This is a genomic window from Paeniglutamicibacter sp. GQ140 (assembly GCF_059759235.1).
In genome coordinates this window covers 128,523-155,319 of the sequence record NZ_JCAXDW010000008.1, presented here as the reverse complement: position 1 = coordinate 155,319, position 26,797 = coordinate 128,523, and the positions used below count along the sequence as shown (strand labels likewise).

24 protein-coding genes are annotated in these 26,797 nt (G+C 65.3%); 12 read left to right on the top strand and 12 right to left on the bottom strand.

Annotated elements, in window-relative coordinates; all coding sequences use genetic code 11:
• Nucleotides 1-32: 32 nt before the first annotated feature.
• The 3 genes from AC6CHY_RS13020 to hrcA are packed head-to-tail and all read right to left on the bottom strand — an operon-like array spanning nt 33 to nt 3,026.
• On the bottom strand, nt 33-836 hold the full coding sequence (locus tag AC6CHY_RS13020) for a 16S rRNA (uracil(1498)-N(3))-methyltransferase (RefSeq protein ID WP_498226981.1): 804 nt from the start codon (nt 834-836) through the stop codon (nt 33-35).
• Complete coding sequence (gene dnaJ / locus AC6CHY_RS13015; RefSeq protein WP_217387954.1) at nt 833-1,963, bottom strand: molecular chaperone DnaJ; 1,131 nt, start codon at nt 1,961-1,963, stop codon at nt 833-835. Before dnaJ ends, AC6CHY_RS13020 begins: the two co-directional genes overlap by 4 nt.
• Nucleotides 1,964-2,012: 49 nt before the next feature.
• Entirely contained in the window at nt 2,013-3,026 is a 1,014-nt protein-coding gene (gene hrcA, locus AC6CHY_RS13010) for a heat-inducible transcriptional repressor HrcA (RefSeq protein WP_498226980.1), read from the bottom strand.
• A gap of 281 nt (nt 3,027-3,307) precedes the next feature.
• Between hrcA and AC6CHY_RS13005 the strand changes: the two genes are divergently transcribed.
• Both AC6CHY_RS13005 and AC6CHY_RS13000 read left to right on the top strand, forming a co-directional pair.
• On the top strand, nt 3,308-4,162 hold the full coding sequence (locus AC6CHY_RS13005; protein ID WP_217387952.1) for a DUF3097 family protein: 855 nt from the start codon (nt 3,308-3,310) through the stop codon (nt 4,160-4,162).
• A 223-nt stretch (nt 4,163-4,385) separates the two neighbouring features.
• Nucleotides 4,386-4,799 (top strand): DUF4870 domain-containing protein, encoded by a 414-nt coding sequence (locus AC6CHY_RS13000; RefSeq protein WP_217387951.1) that lies wholly within the window; start codon nt 4,386-4,388, stop codon nt 4,797-4,799.
• 98 nt (nt 4,800-4,897) lie between these two features.
• Here the strand turns inward: AC6CHY_RS13000 and hemW are convergent, their stop codons facing one another.
• Complete coding sequence (hemW, locus tag AC6CHY_RS12995) at nt 4,898-6,127, bottom strand: radical SAM family heme chaperone HemW (RefSeq protein WP_498226978.1); 1,230 nt, start codon at nt 6,125-6,127, stop codon at nt 4,898-4,900.
• 2 nt (nt 6,128-6,129) lie between these two features.
• A complete protein-coding gene (lepA, locus tag AC6CHY_RS12990) occupies nt 6,130-7,974 on the bottom strand; it encodes a translation elongation factor 4 (RefSeq protein WP_217387949.1) in 1,845 nt (614 codons plus the stop codon).
• A gap of 132 nt (nt 7,975-8,106) precedes the next feature.
• Between lepA and AC6CHY_RS12985 the strand changes: the two genes are divergently transcribed.
• On the top strand, nt 8,107-8,685 hold the full coding sequence (locus tag AC6CHY_RS12985; RefSeq protein ID WP_498226977.1) for a type II toxin-antitoxin system PemK/MazF family toxin: 579 nt from the start codon (nt 8,107-8,109) through the stop codon (nt 8,683-8,685).
• A 42-nt stretch (nt 8,686-8,727) separates the two neighbouring features.
• On the opposite strand, the gene AC6CHY_RS12980 is transcribed toward AC6CHY_RS12985, so the two are convergent.
• Nucleotides 8,728-9,771, bottom strand: a complete 1,044-nt coding sequence (locus tag AC6CHY_RS12980) for an AraC family transcriptional regulator (RefSeq protein WP_217387947.1) — start codon at nt 9,769-9,771, stop codon at nt 8,728-8,730.
• Nucleotides 9,772-9,992: 221 nt separating this feature from the next.
• Here AC6CHY_RS12980 and AC6CHY_RS12975 point away from each other — a divergent pair, with 221 nt between their 5' ends.
• Both AC6CHY_RS12975 and rpsT read left to right on the top strand, forming a co-directional pair.
• Nucleotides 9,993-11,837, top strand: a complete 1,845-nt coding sequence (locus tag AC6CHY_RS12975) for an FAD-dependent oxidoreductase (protein WP_217387946.1) — start codon at nt 9,993-9,995, stop codon at nt 11,835-11,837.
• Between the two features lie 307 nt (nt 11,838-12,144).
• A complete protein-coding gene (gene rpsT, locus AC6CHY_RS12970; RefSeq protein WP_217387945.1) occupies nt 12,145-12,405 on the top strand; it encodes a 30S ribosomal protein S20 in 261 nt (86 codons plus the stop codon).
• Nucleotides 12,406-13,229: 824 nt separating this feature from the next.
• Here the strand turns inward: rpsT and holA are convergent.
• Complete coding sequence (holA, locus tag AC6CHY_RS12965; protein ID WP_217387943.1) at nt 13,230-14,228, bottom strand: DNA polymerase III subunit delta; 999 nt, start codon at nt 14,226-14,228, stop codon at nt 13,230-13,232.
• 64 nt (nt 14,229-14,292) lie between these two features.
• Nucleotides 14,293-16,851, bottom strand: coding sequence for a ComEC/Rec2 family competence protein (locus AC6CHY_RS12960; RefSeq protein WP_498226974.1), 2,559 nt, complete (start codon nt 16,849-16,851; stop codon nt 14,293-14,295).
• A gap of 268 nt (nt 16,852-17,119) precedes the next feature.
• Between AC6CHY_RS12960 and AC6CHY_RS12955 the strand changes: the two genes are divergently transcribed.
• From AC6CHY_RS12955 to AC6CHY_RS12925, 7 genes are all read left to right on the top strand, one after another.
• A complete protein-coding gene (locus AC6CHY_RS12955; protein ID WP_498226973.1) occupies nt 17,120-17,281 on the top strand; it encodes a hypothetical protein in 162 nt (53 codons plus the stop codon).
• Between the two features lie 307 nt (nt 17,282-17,588).
• Nucleotides 17,589-17,888 carry a hypothetical protein gene (locus AC6CHY_RS12950; protein ID WP_498226972.1) on the top strand — a complete coding sequence of 100 codons (300 nt, stop codon included), beginning with the start codon at nt 17,589-17,591 and terminating at the stop codon, nt 17,886-17,888.
• A 9-nt stretch (nt 17,889-17,897) separates the two neighbouring features.
• Nucleotides 17,898-19,499, top strand: a complete 1,602-nt coding sequence (locus AC6CHY_RS12945; protein WP_498226970.1) for a hypothetical protein — start codon at nt 17,898-17,900, stop codon at nt 19,497-19,499.
• 113 nt (nt 19,500-19,612) lie between these two features.
• Complete coding sequence (locus tag AC6CHY_RS12940) at nt 19,613-20,026, top strand: hypothetical protein (RefSeq protein WP_217387940.1); 414 nt, start codon at nt 19,613-19,615, stop codon at nt 20,024-20,026.
• A gap of 641 nt (nt 20,027-20,667) precedes the next feature.
• The gene (locus tag AC6CHY_RS12935; protein ID WP_498226969.1) at nt 20,668-21,201 is read left to right on the top strand and encodes a hypothetical protein; all 534 of its coding nucleotides are present in this window, start codon (nt 20,668-20,670) and stop codon (nt 21,199-21,201) included.
• A 367-nt stretch (nt 21,202-21,568) separates the two neighbouring features.
• Nucleotides 21,569-22,249 (top strand): hypothetical protein, encoded by a 681-nt coding sequence (locus tag AC6CHY_RS12930; RefSeq protein WP_498226968.1) that lies wholly within the window; start codon nt 21,569-21,571, stop codon nt 22,247-22,249.
• 11 nt (nt 22,250-22,260) lie between these two features.
• Nucleotides 22,261-22,785 (top strand): hypothetical protein, encoded by a 525-nt coding sequence (locus AC6CHY_RS12925; RefSeq protein WP_217387937.1) that lies wholly within the window; start codon nt 22,261-22,263, stop codon nt 22,783-22,785.
• A 305-nt stretch (nt 22,786-23,090) separates the two neighbouring features.
• Here the strand turns inward: AC6CHY_RS12925 and AC6CHY_RS12920 are convergent, their stop codons facing one another.
• The 4 genes from AC6CHY_RS12920 to AC6CHY_RS12905 form a co-directional block, all read right to left on the bottom strand.
• On the bottom strand, nt 23,091-23,315 hold the full coding sequence (locus tag AC6CHY_RS12920; protein ID WP_217387936.1) for a hypothetical protein: 225 nt from the start codon (nt 23,313-23,315) through the stop codon (nt 23,091-23,093).
• A gap of 397 nt (nt 23,316-23,712) precedes the next feature.
• Entirely contained in the window at nt 23,713-24,078 is a 366-nt protein-coding gene (locus AC6CHY_RS12915) for a hypothetical protein (RefSeq protein ID WP_217387935.1), read from the bottom strand.
• A gap of 638 nt (nt 24,079-24,716) precedes the next feature.
• On the bottom strand, nt 24,717-25,499 hold the full coding sequence (locus tag AC6CHY_RS12910; protein WP_217387934.1) for a ComEA family DNA-binding protein: 783 nt from the start codon (nt 25,497-25,499) through the stop codon (nt 24,717-24,719).
• A gap of 100 nt (nt 25,500-25,599) precedes the next feature.
• On the bottom strand, nt 25,600-26,787 hold the full coding sequence (locus AC6CHY_RS12905) for a DegV family protein (RefSeq protein ID WP_498226967.1): 1,188 nt from the start codon (nt 26,785-26,787) through the stop codon (nt 25,600-25,602).
• Nucleotides 26,788-26,797 lie beyond the last annotated feature (10 nt).

Genomic DNA, 26,797 nt, shown 5'->3' with positions numbered 1-26,797 from the left:
TGCGTCCGCGCCGTCAATTGCGCGGAATGTTGCTAGAGCTGTCCGGCCAGGTGCCGGGTGAGCACCAGGGCGGCGGGGCCGGCGGTGGAGGCCCGCAGCACGTGCCTTCCCAGCAGCGCCACCTGGGCTCCGGCGGCGGTGAACTTCTGGATTTCGGCATCGGAGATCCCGCCCTCGGGCCCCACGACCAGCTGGATCTCCGGACGCTTCCCGGGTCCGGCCGATGCCGGCACGGGGTTCTCGTCCAGCCACCGGGCCACGACCGCGGAGAGGGACTCGGTGCCGGCCTCGTGCAGCACGATGACCAGGACGGGGTCCGGGCCGGAGACCCGCCCGGCGATGTCCCGGGCGAGGTCGGCGCTGTTGAGCATGGGGCGCACCTCGGGCAGGAAAGCGCGGCGGGACTGCTTGAGCGCGGCGAGCACCGTGCCCTCCCACTTGGTCAGCGCCTTGGCGGCCTTCGCGTCGTTCCAGCGCACGATGGCGCGGTCCGACTGCCAGGGCCGCACCGCGTCGATGCCCAGCTCGACGGCCGACTCCACCGCCTGCAGGTCCCTGTCCCCCTTGGCCAGCGCCTGCACCAGGGTGATGGCCAGCGGCGGGAGCGCCTCGGATTCGAGTTCGCGCACGACGGCGTCCAGCGCCGCCTTCTGCGTCGCGGTGACCTCGGCGACCGCCCGCAGCCCGGTGCCGTCGACCAGGTCGATGCTTTCGCCGACGCGCACGCGCTTGACGGTCACCGCATGGTGGCCCTCGGGGCCCTCGAGCCTCAGCCCGGCGCCCACGCGCGCGTCCTTGAGCTCACCGGGAGCCAGGAAGAAGCACTGGTTGCTCATGCGCCCAGGTTGCCCAGCTTCCCGCGCAGCCGCGAGAACATGCCGCCGCTGTTTTCCATGCGCCCCTCGGCGAATTCCTCCCCGCGGAGCTTGGCCAGCTGCTCGAGCAGCTCGCGCTGCGCGGCATCGACCTTGGTGGGGGTCTCCACCTGCAGGTGGACGATGATGTCCCCGCGCTTGCCGCCGCGCAGCCGCGGCACGCCGAGGCCCGGAAGGCGGACCGTGTCCCCCGACTGCGCACCGGATTCGACCTCGATGACCTGGGTACCGTCAAAGGTCTCCAGCTCCAGGTCGGCGCCCAGCGCCGCGGCGGTCATCGGCACGTTCATGCGGGCATGCAGGTCGACGCCGTCGCGTTCGAAGATCTTGTGCCGGCGCACCTCGATCTCGACGTAGAGGTCGCCGTTGGGTCCTCCGCCGGGGCCGGCCTCGCCCTGGTTGGCCAGGTGGATGCGGGTGCCGCTGGCGACGCCCGCGGGGACCTTGAGCTGCTTGGAGATGCGTTCGCGGATGCGGCCCTGGCCGTTGCATTCGTTGCAGGGGTCCGGGATGGTGGTGCCGAAGCCGCGGCAGGCCGCGCAGGTCTCCACCGTCATCATCTGGCCCAGGAACGAGCGGACCGGCCGCTGCACCTGGCCGGCGCCGCGGCAGATGGTGCAGGTGACCGGGGAGGTGCCCGGGCGGCAGCAGCTGCCCTCGCAGGTCGGGCAGGTGACTGCCGTTTCCATCTCCAGCGGGTACACGGTGCCGGCGACGGCATCGGCCAGGTCGATGGTGGCGGTGATCAAGGCGTCGCGGCCGCGCTGGGTGCGCGAGGCCGGGCCCTGGGCCCCGCCGCCGCCGAAGAACTGCTCGAAGATGTCCCCGAAACCGCCGCCGAATCCACCGCCGCCGCCGAAGCCGGTCTGGCCGGTGCCGTTTTCGTGGCCGGTGGCGTCGTAGTTGGCGCGCTTGTCGGAATCCGAAAGCACCTCGTAGGCGCGGGTGACCAGCTTGAACTTCTCCGAGGCGTCGTCCCCGGGGTTCACATCCGGGTGGAGCTTGCGGGCCAGTTTCCGGTAGGCCTTCTTGATTTCCTCGCCGGTGGCGTCCTTGCCGACGCCCAGGACTTCGTAATGGGTGCTCACAGTGCTCGCTGTGTCCTTTCGTACTTCACAAAATGTGTTTCGACCCGCATTAGCCGGCCAGGATTCGGGAAAGATATCGGGCGACCGCGCGAACCGCGGCCATCGAGGTGGGATAGTTCATCCGGGTCGGGCCCAGCACGCCGATCATCGCCTGCTCGCCGGGGCCGTATCCGGTGGCGACCACCGAGGCCTCGGTCAGCGCCCCGTACTGGTTTTCGGTGCCGATGCCCACGGCAATGCCGTGGGCGTCCTGCTCGAGTTCGGAGAAGAGGCGCAGCAGCACCACCTGTTCCTCGAGGGCCTCCAGCACCGGGGTGATGCTCAGCGGGAAGTCCATGTTGGCCCTGGCCAGGTTCGCGGTGCCGGCGGTGAGGATCCGGTCCACCGCGCTGTTGCGCGCCAGCGCGCCCAGGACCTCGGCCAGGGCGCGGGCGGCCGGGGCCAGCCGCGGCTCGACCGCCTCCGGGACGACCTGGGCCAGCCGGGCAACATCGGCAATCGGCTTGCCGTCAAGGGCCGCGAGCAGCGCCGCGCGCAGCCGCTGCAGGTCGGTCTCCCCCACCGAGGGCGGGAGCAGGATCACGCGCTGTTCGACCTTGCCGCTGGAGGCGATGAGCACCACCAGGGTCTGCCCGGCGCCGAGGCCGACCAGCTCGATGTGGCGCACGGTGGCGTTGGAGTAGTGCGGGACCTGGATCAGGGCGACCTGGCGGGTGATGCTGGCCAGCAGCCGCACGGTGTTTTCCAGCACGTCGTTGACGTCGTGGGAACCCTCCAGCAGCGCCGCGATGGCGCGCCGCTCGGCGCCGGAGAGCGGCTTGATGTCGCCGATCTGGTCGACGAAGTGCCGATAGCCCTTTTCCGTCGGGATCCGCCCGGAGGAGGTGTGCGGGGCGACGATGAGCCCCTCCTCCTCCAGCGAGGCCATGTCGTTGCGGATCGTGGCGGCGGAGACGCCCAGGTCGTGGCGTTCGAGCAGCGCGCGCGAACCCACCGGCTCGCGCGACTGCACGTAGTCCTCAACGATGGCTCGAAGGACTTCGAGCCGACGCGGTTCGGTCATTCTCACCTCTCCTGACAAGCCGGGTCACCATGGCCGAGGCGGGGTGCGGCCCTCGACCCGGCGCAAGGTCGGGGTCCGGAGGCACGCATTGGCACTCGACACGTTCAACTGCCAAGTCTAATACGTTTCACATCGCTTGTTAGCATGGTTTGGTCCCAGACCGCGATGCCGCGTTCGACACACCGGTTCGTCGCACCATGGCACGAAGCCCGCGACGTGGCGATCGGCGCCGGCCCATGCCTCGGTCCGGGACCTGTTGACCACTAGGTGAAAGTGACACGATGAGCAACCACGGCTGGGGCGCCCAGGACATCAGCGCCCCCAAGAAACGCGCACTGCGCAGGGTCCCGCTGGCGCGCGGACTGGTGCTGGAGGACGTGGAAAGCGGGTGGGTCGGCGAAGTGGTCCGCACCGAGAAATCCGGCGGCATGCGCGTGCTGGTCCTCGAGGACAGGCGCGGACGCACCAAGTCCTTCCGCGCAGGCTTCGGCTTCCTGCTCGAGGGCGAGCCGGTGGAAATCATCGAACCGGCCGCCGCTCCCCCGGCCCCCCGGGGAACCGCCCGCAGCGCCTCGGGTTCGCGGATGGTCACCGAGCTGAAGGCACGCACCGCCCGGGCCAGCCGCATCTGGGTGGAAGGCAAGCACGATGCCCAGCTGGTCGAAAAGGTCTGGGGCCATGACCTGCGCGTCGAGGGCATCGTGGTCGAGCCGCTGCACGGCGTCGACGACCTTGCCGCAGCCATCCGCGCCTTCGCCCCGTCCCCGCAACGCAAGCTCGGCATCCTGGTGGACCACCTGCTGGCGGGAACCAAGGAAGCGAAGATCGCGGCCGAGGCCATGCGCGTGCCCGGGGCCGCCGGCAACGTGCTGATCGTCGGGCACCCCTATGTCGACGTGTGGCAGGCCATCCGCCCCTCCGTGCTGAAGATCAAGGCGTGGCCCGTGGTCCCGCGCGGAACCGACTGGAAGACGGGCATCCTCAAGGGACTGGGCTGGCCGCACGCCGAGCAAATCGACGTCGCCCAGGGCTGGGAGAGGATCCTTGGCCAGGTCAGGTCCTACGCGGATCTGGAACCCTCGCTGCTGGGCCGGGTCGAGGAAGTCATCGACTTCCTGACGGCCGAGGACCACTGAAAAACACCCGGACCCGGCACCCGTCCGGCCGGGTGCGGCGTGAGGTTCCTCACCGGTCGCACGCGAACGGGCAGGTGGGGCCTCGTGGACGGCGCGGATTCCCGGCCAATCCCGCCCTCCGGCCCCGATTCCGCGCCACGCGGCATTTCATGTGCACCGTCGGCACCGGATTGGGGATAAACTGGCCAACGGTTCACCCAACCCAACGAAGAGGACATCAGCAGTGGTAAACGAGGCACGAAATGCACCCGGGGGCGATAGCCAGTCGGATCGATTCGAAGGCTCCTCGGCCGCACCCTTGCCCCTGACGCCCTCCGAGGACCGCCAGTGGGCCATGATCGCGCACTTCGGCGCCATCCTCGGCTGCATTCCCTCGCTGGTGATTTACGCGGTGTTCCGTGCCCGCGGACCGTTCACTGCGCAGGAGTCCAAGGAAGCGCTGAATTTCACCTTCCCGCTGACCGTGCTGGCCATCGTGCTGCACCTGTTCTCGATGATCCCCGGCATCGGCTGGTTCTTCGCGATCCTGGTGGTGGCCATCTGGCTTTTCCTGACCATCAGCGGCGTGCGCGCCGGGATCAACGCCAACAAGTCCCGTCCCTACCGCTACGGGCTGAACCTGCGCCTCTTCCGGTAGCAGCCCCGACTTCACGCACACAAGCAAGGCGTGGCCGCTTGCCCCTCGGGGCAACCGGCCACGCCTTGCTTTTTGCATGGGTGCGGTCCGTCTGGGGGCTAGAAATCCAGTAGCCGCCGCAGCACCGCATCGGCCAACAGCCTGCCCTGCAGGGTGAGCACGACCTTCTTGGCGAACGCCGCCTCCGGCACCACCAGTCCGTCGGCAATCAGCCCGGCAATGGCCGTGCGGCCGGCCGATTCCAGCTCGGCGGTGTCCATGCCGTCGACGATCCGGGTCAGCAGCATGGCCTTCTCCAGGTAGCGGGCCTCCGCGTCGGGGGTTTCCCGTCCGGCGGCCGGCGAGCTGCCGGCGTCGATCCGCTGCTGGTAGGCTGCCGGGTGCTTGACGTTCCACCAGCGCAGACCGCCCACGTGGGAGTGCGCGCCGGGGCCCGCTCCCCACCAGTCGCCGCCGCGCCAGTAGGCAAGGTTGTGCAGGCAGCGGGTGGATTCGTCCTTGGACCAGTTGCTGACCTCGTACCATGAGTAGCCGGCCGCGGCAAAGAGCTCGTCGGCAATCAGGTACTTGTCCGCGTGGTCGTCGTCGTCGATGTTGGCGACCTCGCCGCGGCGGATCTGCCCGGCAAGCCGGGTGCCCTCCTCGATGATCAGCGCATAGGCCGAGATATGGTCCGGATCGTAGGACAGCGCCGTTTGCAAGCTGGTGCGCCAGTCCTCGATCGACTCCCCCGGGGTCCCGTAGATCAGGTCGACGCTCACCTGCAGGCCGGCCTCCCTGGCCCACTGCACGGCCATGCCCACGCGCTCGGGGTTGTGCGTACGGTCAAGGGTGGCCAGCACATGCGGCACCGCGGACTGCATCCCGATGGACACGCGGGTGAACCCGCCGTCGGCCAGCTCCTGCAGGGACTCGCGGGTCACAGAGTCCGGGTTGGCCTCCGTGGTGATCTCCGCATCGGGGGCCAGGTCCCACCGGGTGCGGATTTCACGCAGCACCCGGACCAGGTCGCCGGCGGGCAGCAGCGTGGGCGTGCCCCCGCCGAAGAAGACGGTGGAAACCTCGCGGCGGGGAACGCCGGAGGACTCCAGGACCTGCGCGCCAAAGGCGATCTCCGCGGAAACCGCCTCGGCGTAGGTGTCCTGGCTGGAGCCCGATCCAAGCTCGTGCGCCGTGTAGGTGTTGAAGTCGCAGTAGCCGCAGCGCACCGCGCAGAACGGAATGTGGACGTACACCGAGAAGGTGCGCTCCGCGGCGCCGTCGGCGCAGGTTGCCGGAAGCAACCCGTCCGAGGGCGCCGGATCCCCGAGGGGCAGGGCAGAGGGCATTGCTACTTCTTCTTGGGCTCGTCGGATGACAGGGCAACGATGAAGGCCTCCTGGGGAACCTCCACGCGGCCGACCATCTTCATCCGCTTCTTGCCGGCCTTCTGCTTTTCCAGCAGCTTGCGCTTGCGGCTGATGTCGCCGCCGTAGCACTTGGCCAAAACGTCCTTGCGGATGGCGCGGATGGACTCACGGGCAATGATGCGTGAACCGATGGCTGCCTGGATCGGCACCTCGAATTGCTGGCGCGGAATCAGTTCGCGCAGCTTTTGGGTCATCATGAGCCCGTAGGCGTAGGCCTTGTCGCGGTGCGTGACGGCGCTGAATGCGTCGACCTGTTCGCCCTGGAGCAGGATGTCGACCTTGACCAGGTCCGAGACCTGCTCGCCGTCGGCCTTCCAGTCCAGCGAGGCGTAACCGCGGGTCTTTGACTTCAGCACGTCGAAGAAATCGAAGACGATTTCTGCCAGCGGAAGCCAGTAGCGGATCTCCACGCGTTCCTCGGAGAGGTAGTCCATGCCTCGCATGACACCACGGCGTGACTGGCACAGTTCCATGATGGCGCCGACGAATTCGTTCGGGGCCAGGATCGTGCCGGCCACCATCGGCTCGTGGACCTCGAGGATCTTCCCGTCGGGGAACTCGCTCGGGTTGGTCACGGTGCGCAGCTTCTTGTCATCGGTCATGACCTCGTACACCACGTTGGGTGCGGTGGAGATCAAGTCAAGGTTGAACTCGGCCTCGAGGCGCTCGCGGGTGATTTCCAGGTGCAACAGGCCCAGGAAACCGACACGGAAACCGAAGCCCAGGGCCACGGAGGTCTCCGGGACGTAGGTCAACGCGGCGTCATTGAGCTGCAGCTTGTCCAGCGCATCGCGCAGGGCCGGGTAGTCAGAACCGTCGATCGGGTACAGGCCCGAGAACACCATGGGCTTGGGGTCCTGGTAGCCGCCCAGGGACTTTGCGGCCGGCTTGGCGAAGTTGGTGACGGTGTCGCCGACCTTTGACTGGCGCACGTCCTTCACGCCGGTGATCAGGTAGCCCACCTCGCCGACGCCCAGGCCCTTGCTGGGCTTTGGCTCCGGGGAGGAAACACCGATTTCCAGCAGATCGTAGACGGTGCCGGTGGACATCATCTGGACCTTTTCGCGCGGCGAGAGGTTGCCGTCGACGACCCGGACATAGGTGACAACGCCACGGTAGGTGTCGTAGACGGAGTCGAAGATCATGGCCCGGGCCGGGGCGTTCGGATCGCCGACCGGTGCCGGCAGGTCGCGGACGACCTTGTCCAGCAGCGCTTCGACGCCCATGCCGGTCTTGCCCGAAACCTGGAGGATGTCCTCCGGGTCGCAGCCGATGAGCTTGGAGATCTCGGCGGCGTACTTTTCGGGCTGCGCTGCCGGAAGGTCGATCTTGTTGAGCACGGGAATGATCGTCATGTCATTCTCCATGGCCAGGTAGAGGTTAGCCAGCGTCTGGGCCTCGATGCCCTGGGCGGCGTCAACCAGCAGGATGGCGCCCTCGCAGGCGGCCAGCGAACGCGAGACCTCATAGGTGAAGTCGACGTGCCCGGGGGTGTCGATCATGTTCAGCGCGTAGGACTGCCCGTCGACCTCCCACGGCATGCGGACGGCCTGGGACTTGATGGTGATTCCGCGCTCGCGCTCGATGTCCATCCGGTCCAGGTACTGGGCCTTCATATCGCGCTGGGAGACGACTCCGGTGAGCTGCAACATCCGGTCGGCCAGGGTCGACTTGCCGTGGTCGATGTGGGCGATGATGCAGAAGTTTCTGATGATCGCCGGATCAGTCGCGGCAGGCACCGGTGCGGTGCGGGCCATGGGTGACACGTAAGGGACCTCGCTAATGGGGGACGAAAATGTTTGGGGGTGCAAAATACTTCGCACAGGCCATTCTCCCATGATTGGGGCACGGTGTCGCATTGCGACTCAGGTACATGCTCCAACTGGTAGTTTGACCACATGAAGTTCAACACCGCCTCCGTCCTCAGGTTCCTTGGCCGCGCCCTCTCCTCCGCCCTCCGCGGCGCGGCCAGCAAGCAGCGCGGCACCGGCCGCCCGGCCGGCCGGCGCCCCGCCGCCACCGACCGCCGGCGCCCCTCGGCCCCAACTGCACCCGGGACGGCGGCCGGGGCGGGGAGCTGGGAGTTCGGCGGCTACCCCGGGGACTTCCGCGGCACGGTGGATGCGGCGTATTCCCCGCGCGCCGATGGCCGGCCCGACCCGGGGGAAATCGTCTGGGCCTGGGTGCCCTACGAGGAGGACCACGCCCAGGGCAAGGACAGGCCGGTGCTGCTGGTCGGGCAGGAGGGGCAGTACCTGCTCGCGCTGATGCTCACCTCGAAGGACCGCAACAACGGGCAATCCCGGGACTGGGACTACGTGGACATCGGCACCGGGTCCTGGGACCGGCAGGGCCGCCCCAGCGAAGTGAAACTGGACCGCATCATTCGCCTGCAGGAAGCCGGGATCCGGCGCGAGGGTGCGGTGCTGGGACAGCAGGCCTTCGCCCGCGTCGCCGAGCGCCTCGCCGCTTCCTGACGGGGTCCCGGCCGCACCACACCGCAGCGCCCGCGGCCGGCACTACGGCGCGGTACCCCCGAGCGCCTCGCGGCGCTGCGCCAGCGGAGTGATTCCATACCGGGACTTGAAGGCCCTGGCGAAGTAGCTTTGCGAGGCGAATCCGACCCGCAGGGCAATGGCCCCCACCGGCGTTGACTGCCTTCCCGGATCGGCCAGGATCTCCCGAGCCAGTTCCAGGCGCCGCTCCCGGATGTAGGTCCCGGGCGAATCCCCCGCCTCGGCGAAGATCCGCGACAGGTGCCGCTCGCTGATCCCGATGGCCGCGGCAACCCGGGCCGTGCCGAGCTGCGGGTCGCACAAGTGGTCCTCGATGTGACTGTGGGCCGCGGCCAGGTACCCGGTGCCGGAGGCGCCGCCGTCGCCGGAAACCAGGAGGGCGAGCAGGTCCAGCACGGCCCCCGGCCGATGCCGGGGGTCCCCGGCCTGCCCGGACAGCGTGTCGCTGACGAGCGTGGCCAGCGCCCGCATCTGCTGGTTCGACGCCGCTCCCTGGTTGAAGTCGGTGATCCGGGGCCTGGACAGCGTCTCGCCTCCGGCAAGTTCCAGATAGTCCTCGCGCGGGATGGTCAGGACCATTTCCTTCAGGCCACTGCTGAATCCGCGCATGAACGGACGGTCCGCGTCGCAGATCACGGCCTGGCCCGGCTTGACGATTTCGTGGCCGTCGCGGTGGTAAAAGAGGGCCTCCCCGCGCAGGGTGAAGAAGACGGCGATCGCGTCCGTGGGGTTCTGCCGAATGAATCGTTCACTGCGCTCCACCACCTGCGCGCTGCCGGTGACCCCGCCGAATCGAAGCGCCCCGTGGCGCAGGCTGATTTCCCTGGCCTCCAGCGGCGCCTCGTCCATCGTCCTGATATCCAGGGGAATCAATGCCCTGGCATTGTGGTGCTCCCACAGCTCGAGCCGATTTGTGGCCGGAATGCCATTGGTGCTGAAACGCAGCTGACTGGCCGGCCTGGATCCGGGCACCGCAGGGAGGGCCTCGCCGGCCACTCCCTGCCCGGCAGCGGATACCCGCGTGACATCATCTTGATTCTCGCCCATGGACCCAAAAGTGTATCCCGAATCACAGCCACCCGAAAGGTCCCGCCCGGGCAGCCAACGGGTTCGCCACGGGTATTTGCACGCAACGGACATGTTTTGGAACTGTGCGGCCACCGGGGCCAAGTCCGGTCCGCGACGGCCATGTGAGCTGCAACACTCGAGGCATACCCGGCTCCGCCCCCCAGGGCAATGAGCACCAGTCCAAGAAAGAGGGGCACGAAATGCCTGTTTTCAATGATGGAATCACCGAAACCGCTTCACCGGAGACCGCGAATGTGGTCCAGACCGACGTGCTGATCGTCGGATCCGGACCGGCCGGCAGCTCCGCGGCGCTGTTCCTGTCCAACCAGGGCATCGCGAACATCATGATCACCAAGTACCGCTGGACCGCCAACACGCCGCGGGCGCACATCACCAACCAGCGCACCATGGAGGTGCTTCGCGACGCGGGCATCGAGGACCAGGTCCTGGCCGAGGCGACGCCGCACGAACTGATGGGTGACACCGTCTACTGCGAGTCCATGGCGGGCGAGGAAATCGGCCGCCGCCCCACCTGGGGCCTGCGCCCCGACCGCCGCGCCGACTACGAGCTGGCCTCCCCCTCGATGCCCTGCGACATCCCGCAGACCCTGCTGGAACCGATCATGCTCAAGAACGCCACCATGCGCGGCACCCAGACGCAGTTCTCCACCGAATACCTCGGCCACACCCAGGACAGCGAGGGCGTGAGCGTGCAGGTATTGAACCGGCTCACCGGACACGAGTACACGATCCGCGCCAAGTACCTCATCGGCGCCGACGGCGCGCGCTCGAAGGTGGCCGCGGACATCGACCTGCCGATGGAAGGCGCCATGGACATCGGCGGCTCCATGAACATCACCTTCAAGGCCGACCTCGCCCACCTGGCCGCCCACCGTCCGTCGATCCTCTACTGGGTCTTCAATCCCGGCTCCAACATCGGCGGCCTGGGCGCCGGTTTGATCCGCATGGTCAGGCCGTGGAACGAGTGGCTGATCTGCTGGGGATTCGACATCAACGGCGAGCCCCCGGTCCTCGACAACGACGAAGCCATCAGGGTCATCCGCAACCTGGTCGGCATCGAGGACCTCGAGGTGGAGATCCTGGGCTACTCGCTCTGGGGAAACAACGAGCAATACGCCACGCACCTGCAGAAGGGGCGCGTCTTCTGCGCGGGAGACGCCATCCACAAGCACCCGCCGAGCCACGGGCTGGGTTCCAACACCTCCATCCAGGACGCCTACAACCTGGCCTGGAAGCTGGCGGCAGTCATCAAGGGCCAGGCCGGCGAGGAGCTGCTGGAGACCTATTCGGCCGAACGGGCACCGGTGGCCAAGCAGATCGTCACCCGCGCCAACGACTCCGGACGCGAGTACAAGCCGATCTTCGATGCCCTGGGTGTCACCGATGCGACCACCGACGAGGAGTTCACCGAGAAGCTGAAGCTGCGCAAGGAGAACTCGCCCGAGGGCGCGGCACGCCGCAAGGCGCTGCGGGCCGCACTGGACAACAAGGACTACGAATTCAATGCCCAGGGCACGGAGATCGGCCAGTTCTACGAATCAAGCGCGGTGGTTTCCGACGGCGGCACGCGGCCCGAACCAACGCAGGACCCGATGCTCCATCACCAGAAGTCGACATACCCCGGGCTGCGCCTGCCGCACGCCTGGATCGGCGACAGGGACCGGAAGTTCTCCACCCACGACATTGCCAAGGGCACCGGGTTCACCCTCTTCACCGGCATCACCGGGCAGGCATGGGCCGACGCCGCAGCCGAGGTCGCCTCGCGGCTGGGCATCGAACTTGCCGCAGTCGTCATCGGCGAGGGCCTCGAGGTGCAGGACCTCTACGGCGACTGGCTGCACCAACGCGAGGTCGATGAGGACGGCGTCATCCTGGTCCGCCCGGACAAGCACATCGGATGGCGCTCCCACCGCATGGTCCAGGATCCCGGGGCCGCGCTCTTCGAGGTGCTGTCCTCGATCCTGGGGCGCCCGGTCCCCGGTCCCGCGGTGTCGATCGATGAACTCATGGAACTTGCCCACTAGCCTCCCGACCACGACGGCGATGGCCGGCCTCCGCACTGCGGGTGCCGGCCATCGCCGTACGGGCACGTGCAATGCACGGGCACAGCCGCGATCCCCGCTTCGCCACGGCAGTCGTAGCTCACAGCGCTGGCCCACGATCTCGACTCGTGATGGCCATCCGAACCTGCTAGTATTACTTCTTGTGTGTCCGCGCAGGTCGACGGGCACTTCTCCCGGGTCGCCATAGGTATCCCCACGCCGCTCAGTCAATGGCCCGGAAGATATCCCTCACCGACCATACAAGCGATGAGCAAGAGAGTTTAATACAGTGGCTAATATCAAGTCCCAGAAGAAGCGCATTCTCACCAACGAGAAGTCGCGCCAGCGTAACGCTGCCGTCAAGTCCGAGCTTCGCACCGCAATCCGCGCAGTGAACACTGCCGTTGCAGCCGAAGACAAGGATGCAGCAGCAGCTGCCCTGGTTGCAGCAGGTCGCAAGATCGACAAGGCCGCTACGAAGGGTGTGCTGCACAAGAACAACGCAGCCAACCACAAGTCGGCCATCTCCAAGAAGGTTAACGCCCTCTAAGGATTGCTTCACTGAATCGTCAGGCTCCTTTTCCTCCATTTCTAGGGGAAAGGGAGCCTTTCGTGTTTGATGACGGCAGTCCTCCCCCGCGACGTGCGTCGTTGTGGGCCGATCTAGGGGAATTCCGGTGGACGTCCATCATCCGGGCCCAGTGTGGGCCCCTCGCTTCACGGGCTAGTCGGGTGGGGATCGTTCCGCGAAGTCGAGAACCCTTCGTTCACCCCTGCGCTCAGGGCACCTGCACCGGCAAGTATCTTGTGGGACCGGGGCAAACGGTCCAGAATCGGAAAGCACCGGTGGATTCCGACCGGATGGCATTTGAGCGATCCACCGCAAGGCCCGACGAGCCTGTGGCCACCACCCGAAGAGTCGTGACGTGACCGCGTATTTCCCCACCGCGGGCACCCGGTTCCGGCGGGAGGTACGGCGGGGACTGCGGAACTGCCCATTTTCCCTCAGCCGACCTCGCGACAGGTTGCGGACTGCATTCGATCCCGAAGCAGGCAGCCACCGAGTAGGGCTCGGCCGCAAATTCGATCTCCACGTCGCCCACGTCAACACACGCCACAGCCGGGCAGGCGGCCCCGGGCTTGACTACGGCCAAGACAACGGTGATGAACACCGCCAGCAACCCGGCGGCCAGGACAACGGACTTTCCCTGCTTCATGCTGTGAGCATAGCCCGGAACCGGTAGCGATCGACGCGGCTTTGGCGCGGGACGTGGTTGCGTTCCACGGCAATTCGAGACTGCCGGCGAGGGGAAATCGAAAGCACATGGCAGGCTCTTCGCCGTGCTCCCGACTCAGCGTCCCGCCGGCCTGGTACTAGCGGCGGGCGGCCAGGGAAATCTGGGTTACGGCACGCTCCACGGCGTATTCCGGATCCCGCGAGGCGCCCTTGACTTGGGCATCGGCTTCGGCCACCAGCCGGATGCAGCGGGCGAGGTCGTCGGGGTTCCAGTGCCGGGCCTGTTCCTGGGCCTGCTGGACCTGCCAGGGCGGCATGCCGAGTTCACTGGCGAGCTGCCCAGACGACTTGCGCGCCCCGGCGACCTTGGCGACCTGGCGCAGCTTCATGGCCAGCGTCGCAACGATGGGCACCGGGTCGGTGCCCGTGGCCAGGGCGTGGCGCAAGGTGCTCAGCGCGATGTCCGCCCGGCCAGCCAACGCAGCGTCGGCCACCTTGAATCCGGTGGCCTCCACGCGCCCGCCGTAGTACTTGTCGACCATGTCCTGGTCGATGGCTCCGGTGGTGTCCTGCAAGAGTTGCGAGCAGGCGGCAGCCAATTCGGACAGGTCGCTGCCCAGGGCGGCAACCAGGGCGCGTGCGCCCTCGGCACTGAGCTTGCGCTTTGCGGCCCGGAATTCCTGGGTGACGAAGTCGATCTTTTCCGCGTCCTTTTTCAGCGGCTGGCAGTCAACCACCACCGCCCCGGCGGCCTTGAGGGCATCCAGCAGCTTCTTGCCGCGCACTCCCCCGCCGTGGTGCATGACCAGGGTGACTTCGGGTGCCGGGGACTTCGCGTAGGCCAGGGCGTCGTTGAGGAAATCCTCGTTCATGGTCGCCAGGCCACGGACCTCGATCAGCTTCGTTTCGCTGAAGAGGGACGGGCTGGATGCCAGCAGCATTTCCCCGCGCTCGTAGCTGCTCGCCTCGAAGCGGGTCAACTCGATCTCGGCGCCCGCACGCAGGGTGCTGCGCACGGTGTCGAAGGCCCGTGTGGCAAGCAACTCCTCGGTACCCTGCAACAGGATCAGCGGGGCAGGGGCCACGGACCGCCATGAAATGCCCGCGTTCTTGGATGCTCCTCGTGGCGCTGCCATGACCGACCTTTACCTAGTGTTTGACGAACCCCATCGATCCTATCGCCAACCCGAAAAAGCTTCGTCACCCACGGCCCTTTGCCGGCATCCGTGTCGGTGTCGATTCCTCGGCCGGACCCAGCGAGGAGACCCGCAGCCCTTCCCCGTCCCAGCCGACAATGATGGTTCCGCTGAGGTCGGTGCGCATCACGGCCACCTTGTTCTCCTCCAAGGCCCGCAGGGCCTCGTCCGAGGGGTGCCCATAGGTGTTCTCCCTGCCGACACTGACCAGCGCCAGCGCCGGGCGGACCGTCGGCGCCGTGCGCACGCCGCCATTTTCGGCGCCGTGGTGCGAAACCTTGAGCACATCCGCGTGCCCGATAAGTCCCTTGTCGATGAGCTGGTCCATGGCTTCATCCTCCATGTCGCCGGTCGCCAGAATGGAGATCCGGCGCTGGTTCCCCGGCATCTCGATCTCGAAGCGGATGACGAGGGAAGCGTCGTTCTCTCCCGTGAACACCCCGTTGGGGATCGGGCCCAGGACCTGCCAGGCCACCGTGCCGGCGGTTCCCGTCGCGCCGGAACCGAGCTGGCTGGCGGGCACCTTGATGCCACGGGAGTCGGTGAGCCGGGGCGGGTTCGCCGGGTCATCGGCCGCCGAGTAATAGAGGTCCTCCACGGGCCGCCGCTCACCCACCCCGGCAATCCCGCCGTCATGGTCCGCATGGCGGTGGGTGATGAACAATGCGGCCACCTTCCTCACGCGCATCCGCTGCAGGCAGGCCGCGATGTCCTCCGGGGTCCTGCCGGTGTCGACCACCACGGCCCCGGCGACTCCGGCATTGATCAACAACCCGTCGCCCTGGCCGACATCGCAGGCAACCACCAGCCAGTCGACGACGGGTGCCGGCACCAGCGCGGTGACCGGCAACAGCAGGCCCAGCAGCACCCCGGTCACCACGCCCTGTGCCGCCAGGGGCATGCGCGATCTCCAGGATCCGGAGGACGGATGCACGTGGCCCAGTGCCACCAGCGTTCCCAGCACGATTCCCCACGCGAGCAGAACGCCCGCCACCCCAACCGGCCACGGACGCAGCGCCCCGGGCAGCGACGCAATCCAGGTTCCCACCAGACCCACCAGCATGGTGGGCATCCCGGCCACCCACACCAGTGCCATGCCCGCCAGCGGGAACACCATCAGGACCACCACGGCCAGCGTCCCCGCCACGGTGATGAGGGCAATGAAGGGCGAAACCAGGAGATTCGCCGGAACCGAGTACAGCGAGAAGGCGGGGTTCAGCGCCACAAGGACCGGAAGACAGGCGATCTGCGACGCCAGCGCAATCGCCGTCCCCTCCGCCAGGATGGCAGGCATCCACCGATTCAGCCCAGCGGCCATCCGCCGGCCGATGACCACGATTCCGGCAGTGGCCAGGACCGATAGCTGGAAGGCGGGCTCGCCGGCCAGCCAGGGATCAATGGCCAACAGCAGCACGACGGCGAGGATCAGGGCCGCGAGGGCGTTTCTGCCGCGGGAAGCGTGCAGGCCCACCGCGGCGATGGTCCCCATCACCGCCGCGCGCAGGACACTGGGTTCGTAGCCCACCAGGAACACGAATCCGAGCAACGCCGCCAGACCCAGCCCCAGCGTAGGCAGCCGGCCGAGTCCCAGCATGCGACCAAGGGAAATGACGAAGCCCAGCACCATGGCACAGTTTGCCCCGCTGACAGCACTCAAATGTGAAAGTCCGGCCACCTTCATGGCCTCATTAAGGGCCTCGTCCGTCCCGCTGCGGTCCCCGAACACCATGCCGGGGAGCAGGGTTCGGGCCGGTTGCGGAAGCGATGCGCAGGCCGCCACGAAGCGGGCGCGCATCGCCTCGAACACCCCAGGCGGCTTGGGCTCGCCCACCGGCAGCAGGTCCGCGGCGGCGTTGAGCCAGAAGCGCTGCCGGTCCCCGGGCTCGGCGGCCGAAACCTTGGCCAGCACCTCGACGGTGCTGCCGCCGGCCGGCGGGACGCCTCCGGCGCGGGATTCGGCATAGCTCAGCCGCACCGGCACTCCGGAGACGACCCAGTTCCCTCGCCGGGCCACGGAGAGCACGCGCGCCTCGACGGTGAACTGTCGATGTTCCCGGGCGTCCTCGGAGAACCTGTCGATGACGCTCCCGGCCCTCGGGGCTGCTGTGAAGGCGAGCTGGACACGCACCGGCGACCCGCCGGACGCCGCTGCCTCCAGCTCGGCCGGGTTGCTGCCAGCCCCGGTCAGCACCAATTGCGTGAAGACCAACGCGGCAGCGGCACAGGCCAGTGCCGGTGCTGCAAAGCTGGGCGTCGCAACTCCGCCCAGCCGCCCGTGCCGGGGACGCAGCAACGCCAGCAACCCCGTGCCGGCGGCCAGCCACAGCCCCACCGCCCAATACACCTGGCGGGCTTCGGCCAGCTGCACCCCGCCCAGCGCCGCGGCCCAGGTCGCGGCCAACGCCCAGCAACCGCGCACATCGATTGGCCCCGGTTCCGGCTCCGGTTCGTCTTTCGGCCGCCGTGCCAGCGCAGCGCGGAGGAAATTTGCAAGCCGCCCCAGGCCCGGATCCTGGTGCCGCTTGCTTCCTGCTCCAGCATCGCCCCATTCGTGAGAACCCATGCACTCAAGACCATACGATGAACGTTGCCATGCGGTCCGGGCAGCGCCCGGCTGTGGACAACAACGGTGCCTTCCGGGAATCGGAGGCGGAAGGAGCACGACATCGGCACTGCTGCCGAGGCGCAACCTTGGCTCGGTCTGGCCGATTCAACCGGCATCATGGTTGGTTTCGGACATGCGGACGCACAAATAGGAGCTTGGCGGCAACGATTCGGCTTCTCCGTGGTCGAGTAGCGCGCGTTCAAGGTTGCCAAGCTAGACGCTGCCCGTGGCCGGATTCGAGGGGCGCCTCAGGGTCAGCAGCACTTTCCACGTGTCGGGAATCGACCCGAGCGAAGTCCTGCTGCTGCGCAACACCTTCAAGAAGGACGGGCTGACCGGCCCCGATGGCCTCACACCCGCGATGGACATGGCCTACGTCCGCGAGTAGAGGGTGAAGTTCCTCCATATCGCGAATCTTGGAACCTCGCAGTTAGTAAACCATTTGGTCATTCGTCGGTATATGGATACGATGGCTACGTTCGATGAAGCGCGCACGGAGCGCGAAGCGTGGACCCGGCTGCAGTGCCCTTCTCAAGATGTTGTCACCACGGTGTGCGGCGCCTAGCGACACCGTTGCTGCCGCAGGACCGGGCTACTTCTGACTGTTGAGGACTGCCAGCGTGCCGTCTTCCGCTTGCTGGGCATTGCCAGCGCACGGGTGGGCGTTCCAAGGTTCCGTATGGGAAAGGTTTCGAATGGACTTTGACGAAAGTGTCGCCGATCAGCTGATCTCCGCGTGCGATGAGGCAGTTGCGGTGTTGAGCGAGCAGCGTGGGCCGCGAGCATCTGTGACCGGAGGGGCGCTGGATGAGTTTCGTGGGCCGTTCGCCGTGATGTTCCAGCGGAATGCTGCTGCGCAGTCGGCGGCACGGAACATAGTGGTCGGGGCGCTGGAGAATCTGACAAGTCAGGTGCGGTTCGCGAAGACCCAGGCCGAACAGGCCCGCCAGGAACTAAAGAACGAGCAGGCGAAGGCCCTGTGGCATCTGGCCTAGGACGGCTTCATGGCTGTTGGTGCCGAGTATGTGAGGGCCCGGGTTCTGGGGCTTACGTTTCCTGGATGGTTCTCCGAGTCCGAGGTTCGCCGCCCCGAAGTGGTTCTCCCACCGATGGTCTTCGAGCCTCACGTGTGGGCAACCGGCGGGGGCTCGGGCACGAGTTCCGCCGTGCCGGACGCTTTGAAGCGGGCGTCAGCACTGTTCACCGAACAGCGCGAAGTCGTTGAACAGACGTGCGAACGCGTCGTGCGTGCCCTTGGTCAGTTCCAGGCTTCATGCTCGTGGGCGTTGAGTGACGTGGACGCGTTCGCTCCGGCCGTCTCTCGGTTTAACAAGGATGACCGCGATGATGACGAGAAATTGTGGTGGATTGCGGACGCGTTCCGTACCGCCGGGCAAGGCGCCGATTTGACCGTGCCGATTGAGTTGTCCACGACGTCTCTGGCCCTGGCTATCTCCCCGAGCGAGGTGCCCGGGGAGACCCTCCTGACGTTTCTCGCCACGGCTTCGCCACTGGAGGTGGAAGTTGCGTCGGGGAATCCGGAATGGGTCAACCCCCTGGCCTCGGTGCCCCCGGAACGGGTCGCCAAGTGGTGGGCCGGGCTACGCGGCCCCGGCAGCAAGGTGGAGCTTGATGCATCGAACGGCTATTCGGTGCAGCAGCGGGTTCTACTGGGATCTGCACCCAAGGTGTTCGGGTCCTTGGACGGAATCCCTGCGCTGGACCGTGTGTATGCCAATGAATTGGTTGCGGGATCGGATATCGAGGCGGCCGAGTCGGAGCTCGCCATGCTTCGGAAAGTCGCTGTCGGTGACCCGATGGCGTACCGGACCGAGGGGCGCCGGGAATTCCTCGTGAAGGAGATCGAGTACCTGAAGAAGGTTAGGTCCGGGGATGTGCAGTTGTATTTGTACGACCGTGGGAAGTCGCGGATCATTGAAATGATCGGAGCCCCGGATCAGGATACTCAGCGCGTGATCACGTATATTCCCGGCACCTTTACGAGCCGAGCGAGTTTTTACGATGGCGGTACTCAACAAATTTCTAAGTACCTGGTCCGTTGGGCTCCTCGTACGACGGCGTTCGTGTATAAGGACGGAATCTTCCCGGGGGAAGACCCCTACGCCGGCGAGCAAGATAATGTTCGTCTTAGTGAGGCGAACGACCCGGAACGTGGCTTGGACGCTGGACGCCAGCTTGCAAGCTTCCAGCGCGGGATGCAATCGGACCCGCTGCTTCAGGGAACCGAGCAGATCGGCATCGGACACAGTTGGGGGTATCAGAACCTCACGAGTTCCGAAATTTTTGGTGCCGAATACGAAAAGTCCATTTCCCTGTCGGGGGCCGGGATGCATGAACAGTGGGTCCCCGATGCGGAAACGCAATACACGAATTACGTATACGAGGGAGATGGCTTGTACATAACGCAAGATACGGGGCTGGTTTGGGACGGTAAAGTGCCACGTGCCCATGAGGCTTTTGAGAACCATGTCTACGCCAGGCCTTTCGGTGAGGGCGGCCTGGCTGACGACCACACCGTCATCGCGTCCGACAGTCAAGACAATAAGAAAGTACTAAAGGACATGCAAAAGCTGGTGAAGAAATGATTCGAGTGCGATTGGCTGTCGCTGCGGTGGCGCTGCTGTTAGGTACTACGGGGTGCGCGCCCAGCGAGTCTGGTGAACCCACCAGTACGGTCGGAATAGAAAGGAGCACCCCCGTGGAGAACGAGTTGACGTGGCAGAAGGCCAAGGCCCGGGCGCAAGCCATGGAAATGGAGATCGCCAAGCTGATTCCCGAAGACAAAGTGGTGAAGATCGACCAGGGAAAAACCGGTACATTATTCAGCTGCAGTGAAACACTACACAATTGGAATGGGGCGACCACTGTTTCTTTGAGCAAGGGGACAGAGCCAGAGTCTCTCGTCAAGGCGATTGAAGCACATTACCAGGACAGCCGCTTCACCATCGAAACAGATGTCGACATTGTCGGAGACTATCGGGTGCAGCTTCGTTCTCCGGACACTGCAGAGAATTACATCATCGTCAAGGATGGCCAGGGGACGATCAGTATCGATTCTGGTTCTGCTTGTTTCACCTTGCCTGAAGGCGAGTATCCGGGTGGTGATTTCTAAGCATTGCTGGCAAAGGTGGGTGCTCGCTGGATGCCCCTGGGTGCTCAAGACCGATGCGGCCTTCTGTACTGACGTCGACCAAAGTCCTAGTCAGCCTCCGGCCTCATCAATGTCCACACGCCCGAAATCAACCATGCCCTGGACCGGATCTTTCATCGGGTACCCGGGTGCCGTCGGTTCCGTGATTTTCCCGGGTCGGCGGCCCTTCCCGTTTTCGGGCAGCCGGCTGGCGGCCAGGTCGCGAGCCGGTGACGCCGAGATCCATGTCCCGGGCGTTGGTCTTTCACCAGCAGGTCGCCAATGCGGAGTGCCGACTGCGCGGGTCACGATCCGGCACTGGACAATCGCATAGCCGAGGCAACCACCGACAAGAAGTACTGAGTATGCCCCGAGACCCATTTCGGCGCCGTGATTACCCTTTCCCGTCAGGAGCACAGCGTGCACACCCTGGTGGAGCCGTTGGAGAAGCAGGGCTGACCCTGGGCTTCGCGTGCAACTTGTTCAAGCATGCTTGCTGGTATTAGACCCACCTCCTTTTACAACAGTATCTCCGCTGACAGCAAAAAAGATCACACCATCATCGCGACTAACAGCCAAGAGAATATGAAAGTGCTCGAAGACATGAGGGAGTTGGTGAAGAGATGAATCGTGTGCGATTCACAGTCGCTGCGGTGGCGCTGATGGTAAGTTTCACTGGATGCGCGCCAAGTGATCAGTACGGTGAACCGTCCAAATCGACGACAACGAAAGAGGCCGCACCTGTGGGGAACGAGTTGACGTGGCAGGAGGCCAAGGCCCAGGCGCAAGCCATGGAACTGGAGATCGCCAAGTTGATTCCCGAAGACAAAGTGGTGAAGATCGACCAAGGGAAAACCGGTACTCTATTCAGCTGCAGTGAAACACAACACAATTGGAATGGGGCGACCACTGTCACTCTGAGCAAGGGGACAGAACCAGAGCCTCTCGTCAAGGCGATTGAAGCGCAGTACCAGGACAGCCGCTTCACCATCGAAACAGATCTCAGCATCACTGGAAATTATCGGGTGCAGCTACGCTCTCCAGACACTGCAGCGTCCTACATCATCGTCAGAGATGACCCGAATGCAATTCGTATCGCTTCTGGCTCTGCATGCTTCACCTTGCCTGAAGGAGAGTATCCGCATGGTGATTTCTAAGCATTGATGGCAAAGATGGGTGCTCGCCGGGTGCCCCTGGGACTTTGGTACTTGGATTTATTCTTGACGCTCAGGGCCGATGCAATCTTCCGTACGGGCGTCGAGCAACGTCATAGTCACTCACCTCCTTCAGCCTTGTCCGCAAGCCCGAAATCAACCATGCCCTGGCCCGGATCTTTCATCGGGTGCCCGGGCGCCGTCGGTTCCGTGATTTTCCACTGGAGGCGGAAATTGCGTCGGGGAATCCGGAATGGGTCAACCCCCTGGCGTCAGTGCCCCCGGAACTGGTCGCCAAGTGGTGGGCCGGGCTACGCGGCCCCGGCAGCAAGGTGGAGCTTCGTGCATCGAGCGGGTATTCGGTGTTGAGATGATCGGCACCCCGAGCGAGGACACGCGGCGGGTGGCCACGTATGTTCCGGGCACGTTTACGAGCCTGAAGAGTTTTTACGACGGTGGAACCCAGGAATTCTCCAGGTACCTGGTGGAAGAAGCCCCGGGTACGGTGGCGTTCGTGTACAAAGACGGGCTCTTCCCGGGGGAAAACCAGCGTGAGCGCGGGACGGATCTCGGCCGCCTTGGTGAGGCTAACGATCCAGGGCGTGGATTGGACGCTGGACGGCAGCTGGCAAGCTTCCAGCCGGGGATGAAAACCGATCCGCTCCTTCAGGGCACCGAGCAGGTCGGGATCGGGCACAGCTGGGGGTACCAGAACCTCACGAGCTCTGAAATCTTCGGTGCCGAGTATGAGAAGTCGATATCCCTCTCCGGGGCCGGGATGCAAGAACAGTGGGTTCCGAATGCGGAGACCCTGTACTCGAATTTCGCGTATAAGGACGACGTCCTACTCTGGGCGCAACGAACGGGTCAGGTTTGGGACGGTAAGGTACCAATTACACATGAATCATTTACTAATCACGGCTACAACAGGCCTAACCATGGAAGTATCCTGCCTGATGGGAACCCGATTGACGACCACACTCTCATCGCCACCAACAGCCAAGAGAATAGGAAGGTGCTGAAGCACCTGCTCAACGAGGTAATGAAGTGATCCGGACACGATTGACAGCCATCGCCGCGGTGGTGCTGATGGCAGGTCTCAGCGGATGCATGCCAAGTGATCAGTCTGGGGACCCGACCAGCGTGACGACAACGGAGGAGGGAGGCGCTGTGGAGAGCGAATTGACATGGCAGGAGGCCAAGGCCCGGACGTTGGCCATGCAACTGGAGATCGCGGAGCTGATTCCCGAAGCCAAGGCCGTCAAGATCCATAACAAGAAAACCGGTACCCTGTTCAGTTGCAGCGAAACACAACATAACTGGCTCGGATCAGCCACAGTTACGTTGACGGAGGGTACTGAACCGGAGCCACTGGTGAAAGATATCGAAGCGCACTACCAGGACAGCGAGTTCGATATCGAAACAGATATTGACAATGTGGGAAATTACGAAATCCAGTTACGGTCATTGAACACTGCAGAGAATTATATCGTGGCTGCAGGATGGGACCCCGACACAATTCGTATCGATTCTGGATCTCCCTGCTTCACGTTGCCTGAGGGTGTCTATCCGGGCGGCGACTTCTAGGCACTGATGGCAAAGGGGGTGTGCTCGTCGCACGTCCATGGGATTTTGTCACTTGAGTTTATTCTTGACGCTCAGGGCCGATGCTATCTTCCGTACGGGCGTCGAGCAACGTCATAGTCACTCACCTCCTTCAGCCTTGTCCGCAAGCCCGAAATCAACCATGCCCTGGCCCGATCCATTTACCGGGGGCCCGGGCGCAGTCGGTTCCGTGATTTTCCCCGGGTCGGCGGCCCTTCCCGTTTCGGTCAGCCGGCTCCAAGATCAAGCACCGGAAAACTGCATTGCCGAGGCACCACCGACAAGAATTACTGAGAATGTCCCAGAGCTATTTTTTCGGGAATCAGCTTGCCGATCTCCAGTTCCATGGATTGTGTCTGGGCCTTGGCCTCCTGCCACGTCAACTCATTCTCCACAGGTTCGCCCCCCGTTGTCTTCGTATAGTTCAGTGCCACCGACGGATCAGAGGGTGCGCAACCGGTGAGACTTACCAATAGCACCAATGTGGCGCCGGTGAATCGTGTCCGGATCATCTGACCACCTTCTTGTGCGCGTCTCCGAGAGTTTTCCAATTGTCTTCAATGGCGGTAGCGATGATGGTGCGGCCTCCCCTACGTCAGGCATAAGCGGTCCCACGCTGAGCAACCCCACCCCGGCCGCGAATGGCCGCCCGCTCGGCGCAAAACGCGATCGTGGATCAATCCGTGGCGCAATCGGCGGTGAGCGGATTCAGCGAACAACCCGCCCGGCAACGCTGACGATTGCGCCGCCGCCTTGAGCATGAACGCTCCGCAAATACCATCCTGGTGGGCGTCTCCATGACCGGTCCGTCGCCATTTACCTTGACGGCTTCATCGCCGGATGTCGCGGAGGCCAACTGCACGTCATCATACGGGCGAGCCAGGATGTAGCCACCCCTGCCATCGATGCCTAGAACTCGCCGCGTGAAGGCACGCCCTCCGGCAAGGTAAAGCACGCAGACCCCGATGCAATGCGAATCGTTCCGGGCTCGAATATGCCGAAGATGTAGCTTTCTGCGGCGTCTCGTGAGCGTAATTGCACCCGATAGTCTCCAACGATGTCCAGATCGGATTTGATGGCGAAGGGGCCATCCCGGTAATGCGCCTCAATCGCCTTCAAGATTGGTTCTTCCTGGGTCCCCTCAGCTAAGGTGACGTTGGTTGACCCACTCCAATTGTGTTGTGTCTCGGAGCAACTGAACAGCAGGCCCGTCTCCCGCTGCTCGATCTTGGCCACCTTGTCTTGGGGAATCAGGTCGGCGATTTCCAGCTCCATTGCCTGGGCCTTGGCCTTGGCGTCCTGCTAGGTCAGCTCACTCTCCACGGGGGCAGTCCCTTCGGTTCCGGTCGTGCCGGTCGCTGCCCCGGACGTGCACCCGGTAAGCGCCGCCAACAGCACCAACACGGCAGCAGTGAATCGTGTCCGGATCATTTCATTACCCACCTAATCATGTCGAAGCGTGCCTCGAGATTGCCTTGGCCCTCGGGGTCGGCCCTCTGGATTTGACTATGGTCGTCAACCGGATCACCTTCACCGTCAGGCCTGGAATAGAAGCTATTGGTAAACGCCTCTTGAGTACTCGGTATCCTACCGTGCCAGACCAACCCTTTCCTTTGCGCCCAAAGCAAGGCATCGCGCTCATACACGAGATTCGTGTACTCGGTGTCCTCGTCCCGAACCCACTTTTCGTGCATTCCAGCCCCCGACAAGGAAGTGGACTTGTCCCACTTGGCACCGAAGATCTCAGAACTCGACAGGTTCTGGCAAGAAGAAGACATTGAACACCAGTATCTAGACGACGATGTGCTCAAAGGGCCGCCGTGCCATAGTCGCGCTGGCGATGCCCGTCTCCCGGGACGTCGGGCGGGAACCAACGGGCAAGATCCAGCCCGCCCGACCGCAGCCCGGGCCGCTCAATCGAAGACCACGCGTTCGCGCAGGTTGCCCAGCAGCGCCGGGCCGATGCCGCTCACGGCATCAAGTTCGCCGAGGTTCTTGAACGGTCCGTTGGCCAGCCGGAACTCCAGGATCCTGCCCGCCAGGGAAGGGCCGATGCCCGGCAGCTCCTCCAGTTGCCCCTGGTCGGCCGTGTTCACGTTGATTTTCCCCGGCTGGGTCCCGGTCCCGCTGGTTCCGTCCGACGTCCCGGGAGCCGGGACCCCGGCAGCCGGCGGCTGCCCGGTCTCGCCCCTGCGCGGGATGCGGATCTGTTCGCCGTCGCGGATTTGTGCGGCAAGGTTGATCGCCTCTGGGGCTGCATCCTTGGCCAGGCCGCCGGCCAGATCCACCGCGTCGAGGACCCTGGAGCCCAGCGGCAGGGAATAGACCCCGGGTTTCTTCACGGCGCCGACCAGATGGACCACGGCTGTCGCGCCGGCCACCGGAGGGGCAGTGGCGCCCGGCTCCTGCGGATCTTCCTCCGGCCACTGGATCCCCTGCGTTACCGGTGGCGCGTCTGCTCTGTCGGGAGCCGGCACGGGATTTGCCTGCGATATGGGGGCAGTCTCCAGCGGGATGGATTCCGCGGCTCCTGGCGCACGCGGCGGCGGGTTGAACAACAGCGACACCGAGATCCAGGTCAGGGCCCCGAGAATCAGGACAATCGCGGCGGACCTGCCAATGAGCACGCGCAGGCGACCCGGGACGGGAGCCAGGTTGCTCCTTGTGGCATGATCCACCCACTCGTGAGAGCCCATGCCCTCCAGTGCACACGATCCTCGGGTCCGTGCGGCGCCGGCGGTGCCCGGTTGTGGAGAACCACGGCCCGGTAGCGCCGGGGTCCGGCTGCCGGGGGCGCTAGTTCGTTCCCGTGTCCTCGGGGTTGGCCTGATTGGCGGGAGAAGCAGGTTCTTGGGTGGCGGGCGCTGCTGCACCTTGCGGAAAGGGCGCGGCGGCGCGACGACGCGATTCCCGGCGTTGCGCCTCGGTGCGGGGCTTGGGCTCCGGCCTTGGCTTCGGTTCGGGCTTTACCTTGGATTCAGGTTTGGCAGGTCTGGGCGCCGGGGGCGCGATGCCGCCGGAAATCGCGACGGCCAACACGCCGGCCCCGGTGTGGGCACCGAGCACGGCCGGGACCGGGACAGCCAGGACCTCGAACAGGGAGGCGCCGGCCAGTTCCTGCACGATTTCCTCGGCGGCTTCCTGGTTCCCGAAGTAGTGCACCGCCAGGCGCGCCTGGGGCCCACGCGCGGCTGCCTCGTCGCGGGCAATGGCCACCAGGCGAGCCAGCGTGCGCGAATGGGTGCGGACTTTTTCGTGGGCGACGATCTGTCCGTCGCGCACCGAAAGGATCGGCTTGACGTTCAGCAACGTGCCCAGCACCGAGGCCAGGGTGCCGATGCGTCCTCCGCGGCGGAGCTGTTCCAGCGAGGGCACGGCGAAGTACACGTGGTTTTCGGCGGCGCGGTTGGCCACCGCCTCCAGCTCTGCCGGCGGAGCCCCGGCGGCGGCCAGCTCCGCGACGTCCATCACCGCGAATCCCTGGGCCAGGGCCACGGTAAGCGAATCGATCACGGTGACGGGCACCGGCGAGGACTCAGCGGCCAGGCGCGCCGCATCCACCGTCCCGGAGAGCACCGAGGAGAGGTGGATGGAAATGATTTCCTCCACCCCCGCATCGGCGAGTTCCCGGTAGGCGCGCAGCAGCTGCCCCGGTGCCGGCCGCGAGGTGCGCACGGCCTTGCCCATGGCCAGGCCGAGGGCCAGCTCGGTGGGCACGTCGTCGGTGCCCTCGGAAAAGATCTGGTCGTCGACCATGACCGGCATGGGCACCACGCGCAGGTATCGGGCGTGTTCACGCACCCAGACCTCGGGAAGCGCGGCGGCCGAATCGGTGACCACGCCCACGGGCACGAATCCCCGGGGCGGTGTCATCTGGCGGGCAGGTTCGGCGCCGCGCCTGCCCCACAGCCGCCCCACCCAGCCGCCGGGGCCGCCGGGGCCGGCGGGCCTCGGCGGTCTGGGCGGCGGCTGGGTGGCGTTCATCTCTGTAGGC

What these genes read in the sequence shown, in the direction of transcription:
- AC6CHY_RS13020 (WP_498226981.1), bottom strand. Translation starts at nt 836, where the DNA reads ATGAGCAACCAGTGCTTCTTCCTGGCTCCCGGTGAGCTCAAGGACGCG.
- hrcA (WP_498226980.1), bottom strand. Translation starts at nt 3,026, where the DNA reads ATGACCGAACCGCGTCGGCTCGAAGTCCTTCGAGCCATCGTTGAGGAC.
- AC6CHY_RS13005 (WP_217387952.1), top strand. Translation starts at nt 3,308, where the DNA reads ATGAGCAACCACGGCTGGGGCGCCCAGGACATCAGCGCCCCCAAGAAA.
- hemW (WP_498226978.1), bottom strand. Translation starts at nt 6,127, where the DNA reads ATGCCCTCTGCCCTGCCCCTCGGGGATCCGGCGCCCTCGGACGGGTTG.
- AC6CHY_RS12985 (WP_498226977.1), top strand. Translation starts at nt 8,107, where the DNA reads ATGAAGTTCAACACCGCCTCCGTCCTCAGGTTCCTTGGCCGCGCCCTC.
- AC6CHY_RS12980 (WP_217387947.1), bottom strand. Translation starts at nt 9,771, where the DNA reads ATGGGCGAGAATCAAGATGATGTCACGCGGGTATCCGCTGCCGGGCAG.
- AC6CHY_RS12975 (WP_217387946.1), top strand. Translation starts at nt 9,993, where the DNA reads ATGCCTGTTTTCAATGATGGAATCACCGAAACCGCTTCACCGGAGACC.
- holA (WP_217387943.1), bottom strand. Translation starts at nt 14,228, where the DNA reads ATGGCAGCGCCACGAGGAGCATCCAAGAACGCGGGCATTTCATGGCGG.
- AC6CHY_RS12960 (WP_498226974.1), bottom strand. Translation starts at nt 16,851, where the DNA reads ATGGGTTCTCACGAATGGGGCGATGCTGGAGCAGGAAGCAAGCGGCAC.
- AC6CHY_RS12950 (WP_498226972.1), top strand. Translation starts at nt 17,589, where the DNA reads ATGGACTTTGACGAAAGTGTCGCCGATCAGCTGATCTCCGCGTGCGAT.
- AC6CHY_RS12945 (WP_498226970.1), top strand. Translation starts at nt 17,898, where the DNA reads ATGGCTGTTGGTGCCGAGTATGTGAGGGCCCGGGTTCTGGGGCTTACG.
- AC6CHY_RS12935 (WP_498226969.1), top strand. Translation starts at nt 20,668, where the DNA reads ATGAATCGTGTGCGATTCACAGTCGCTGCGGTGGCGCTGATGGTAAGT.
- AC6CHY_RS12930 (WP_498226968.1), top strand. Translation starts at nt 21,569, where the DNA reads ATGATCGGCACCCCGAGCGAGGACACGCGGCGGGTGGCCACGTATGTT.
- AC6CHY_RS12920 (WP_217387936.1), bottom strand. Translation starts at nt 23,315, where the DNA reads ATGATCCGGACACGATTCACCGGCGCCACATTGGTGCTATTGGTAAGT.
- AC6CHY_RS12915 (WP_217387935.1), bottom strand. Translation starts at nt 24,078, where the DNA reads ATGGAGCTGGAAATCGCCGACCTGATTCCCCAAGACAAGGTGGCCAAG.
- AC6CHY_RS12910 (WP_217387934.1), bottom strand. Translation starts at nt 25,499, where the DNA reads ATGGGCTCTCACGAGTGGGTGGATCATGCCACAAGGAGCAACCTGGCT.
- AC6CHY_RS12905 (WP_498226967.1), bottom strand. Translation starts at nt 26,787, where the DNA reads ATGAACGCCACCCAGCCGCCGCCCAGACCGCCGAGGCCCGCCGGCCCC.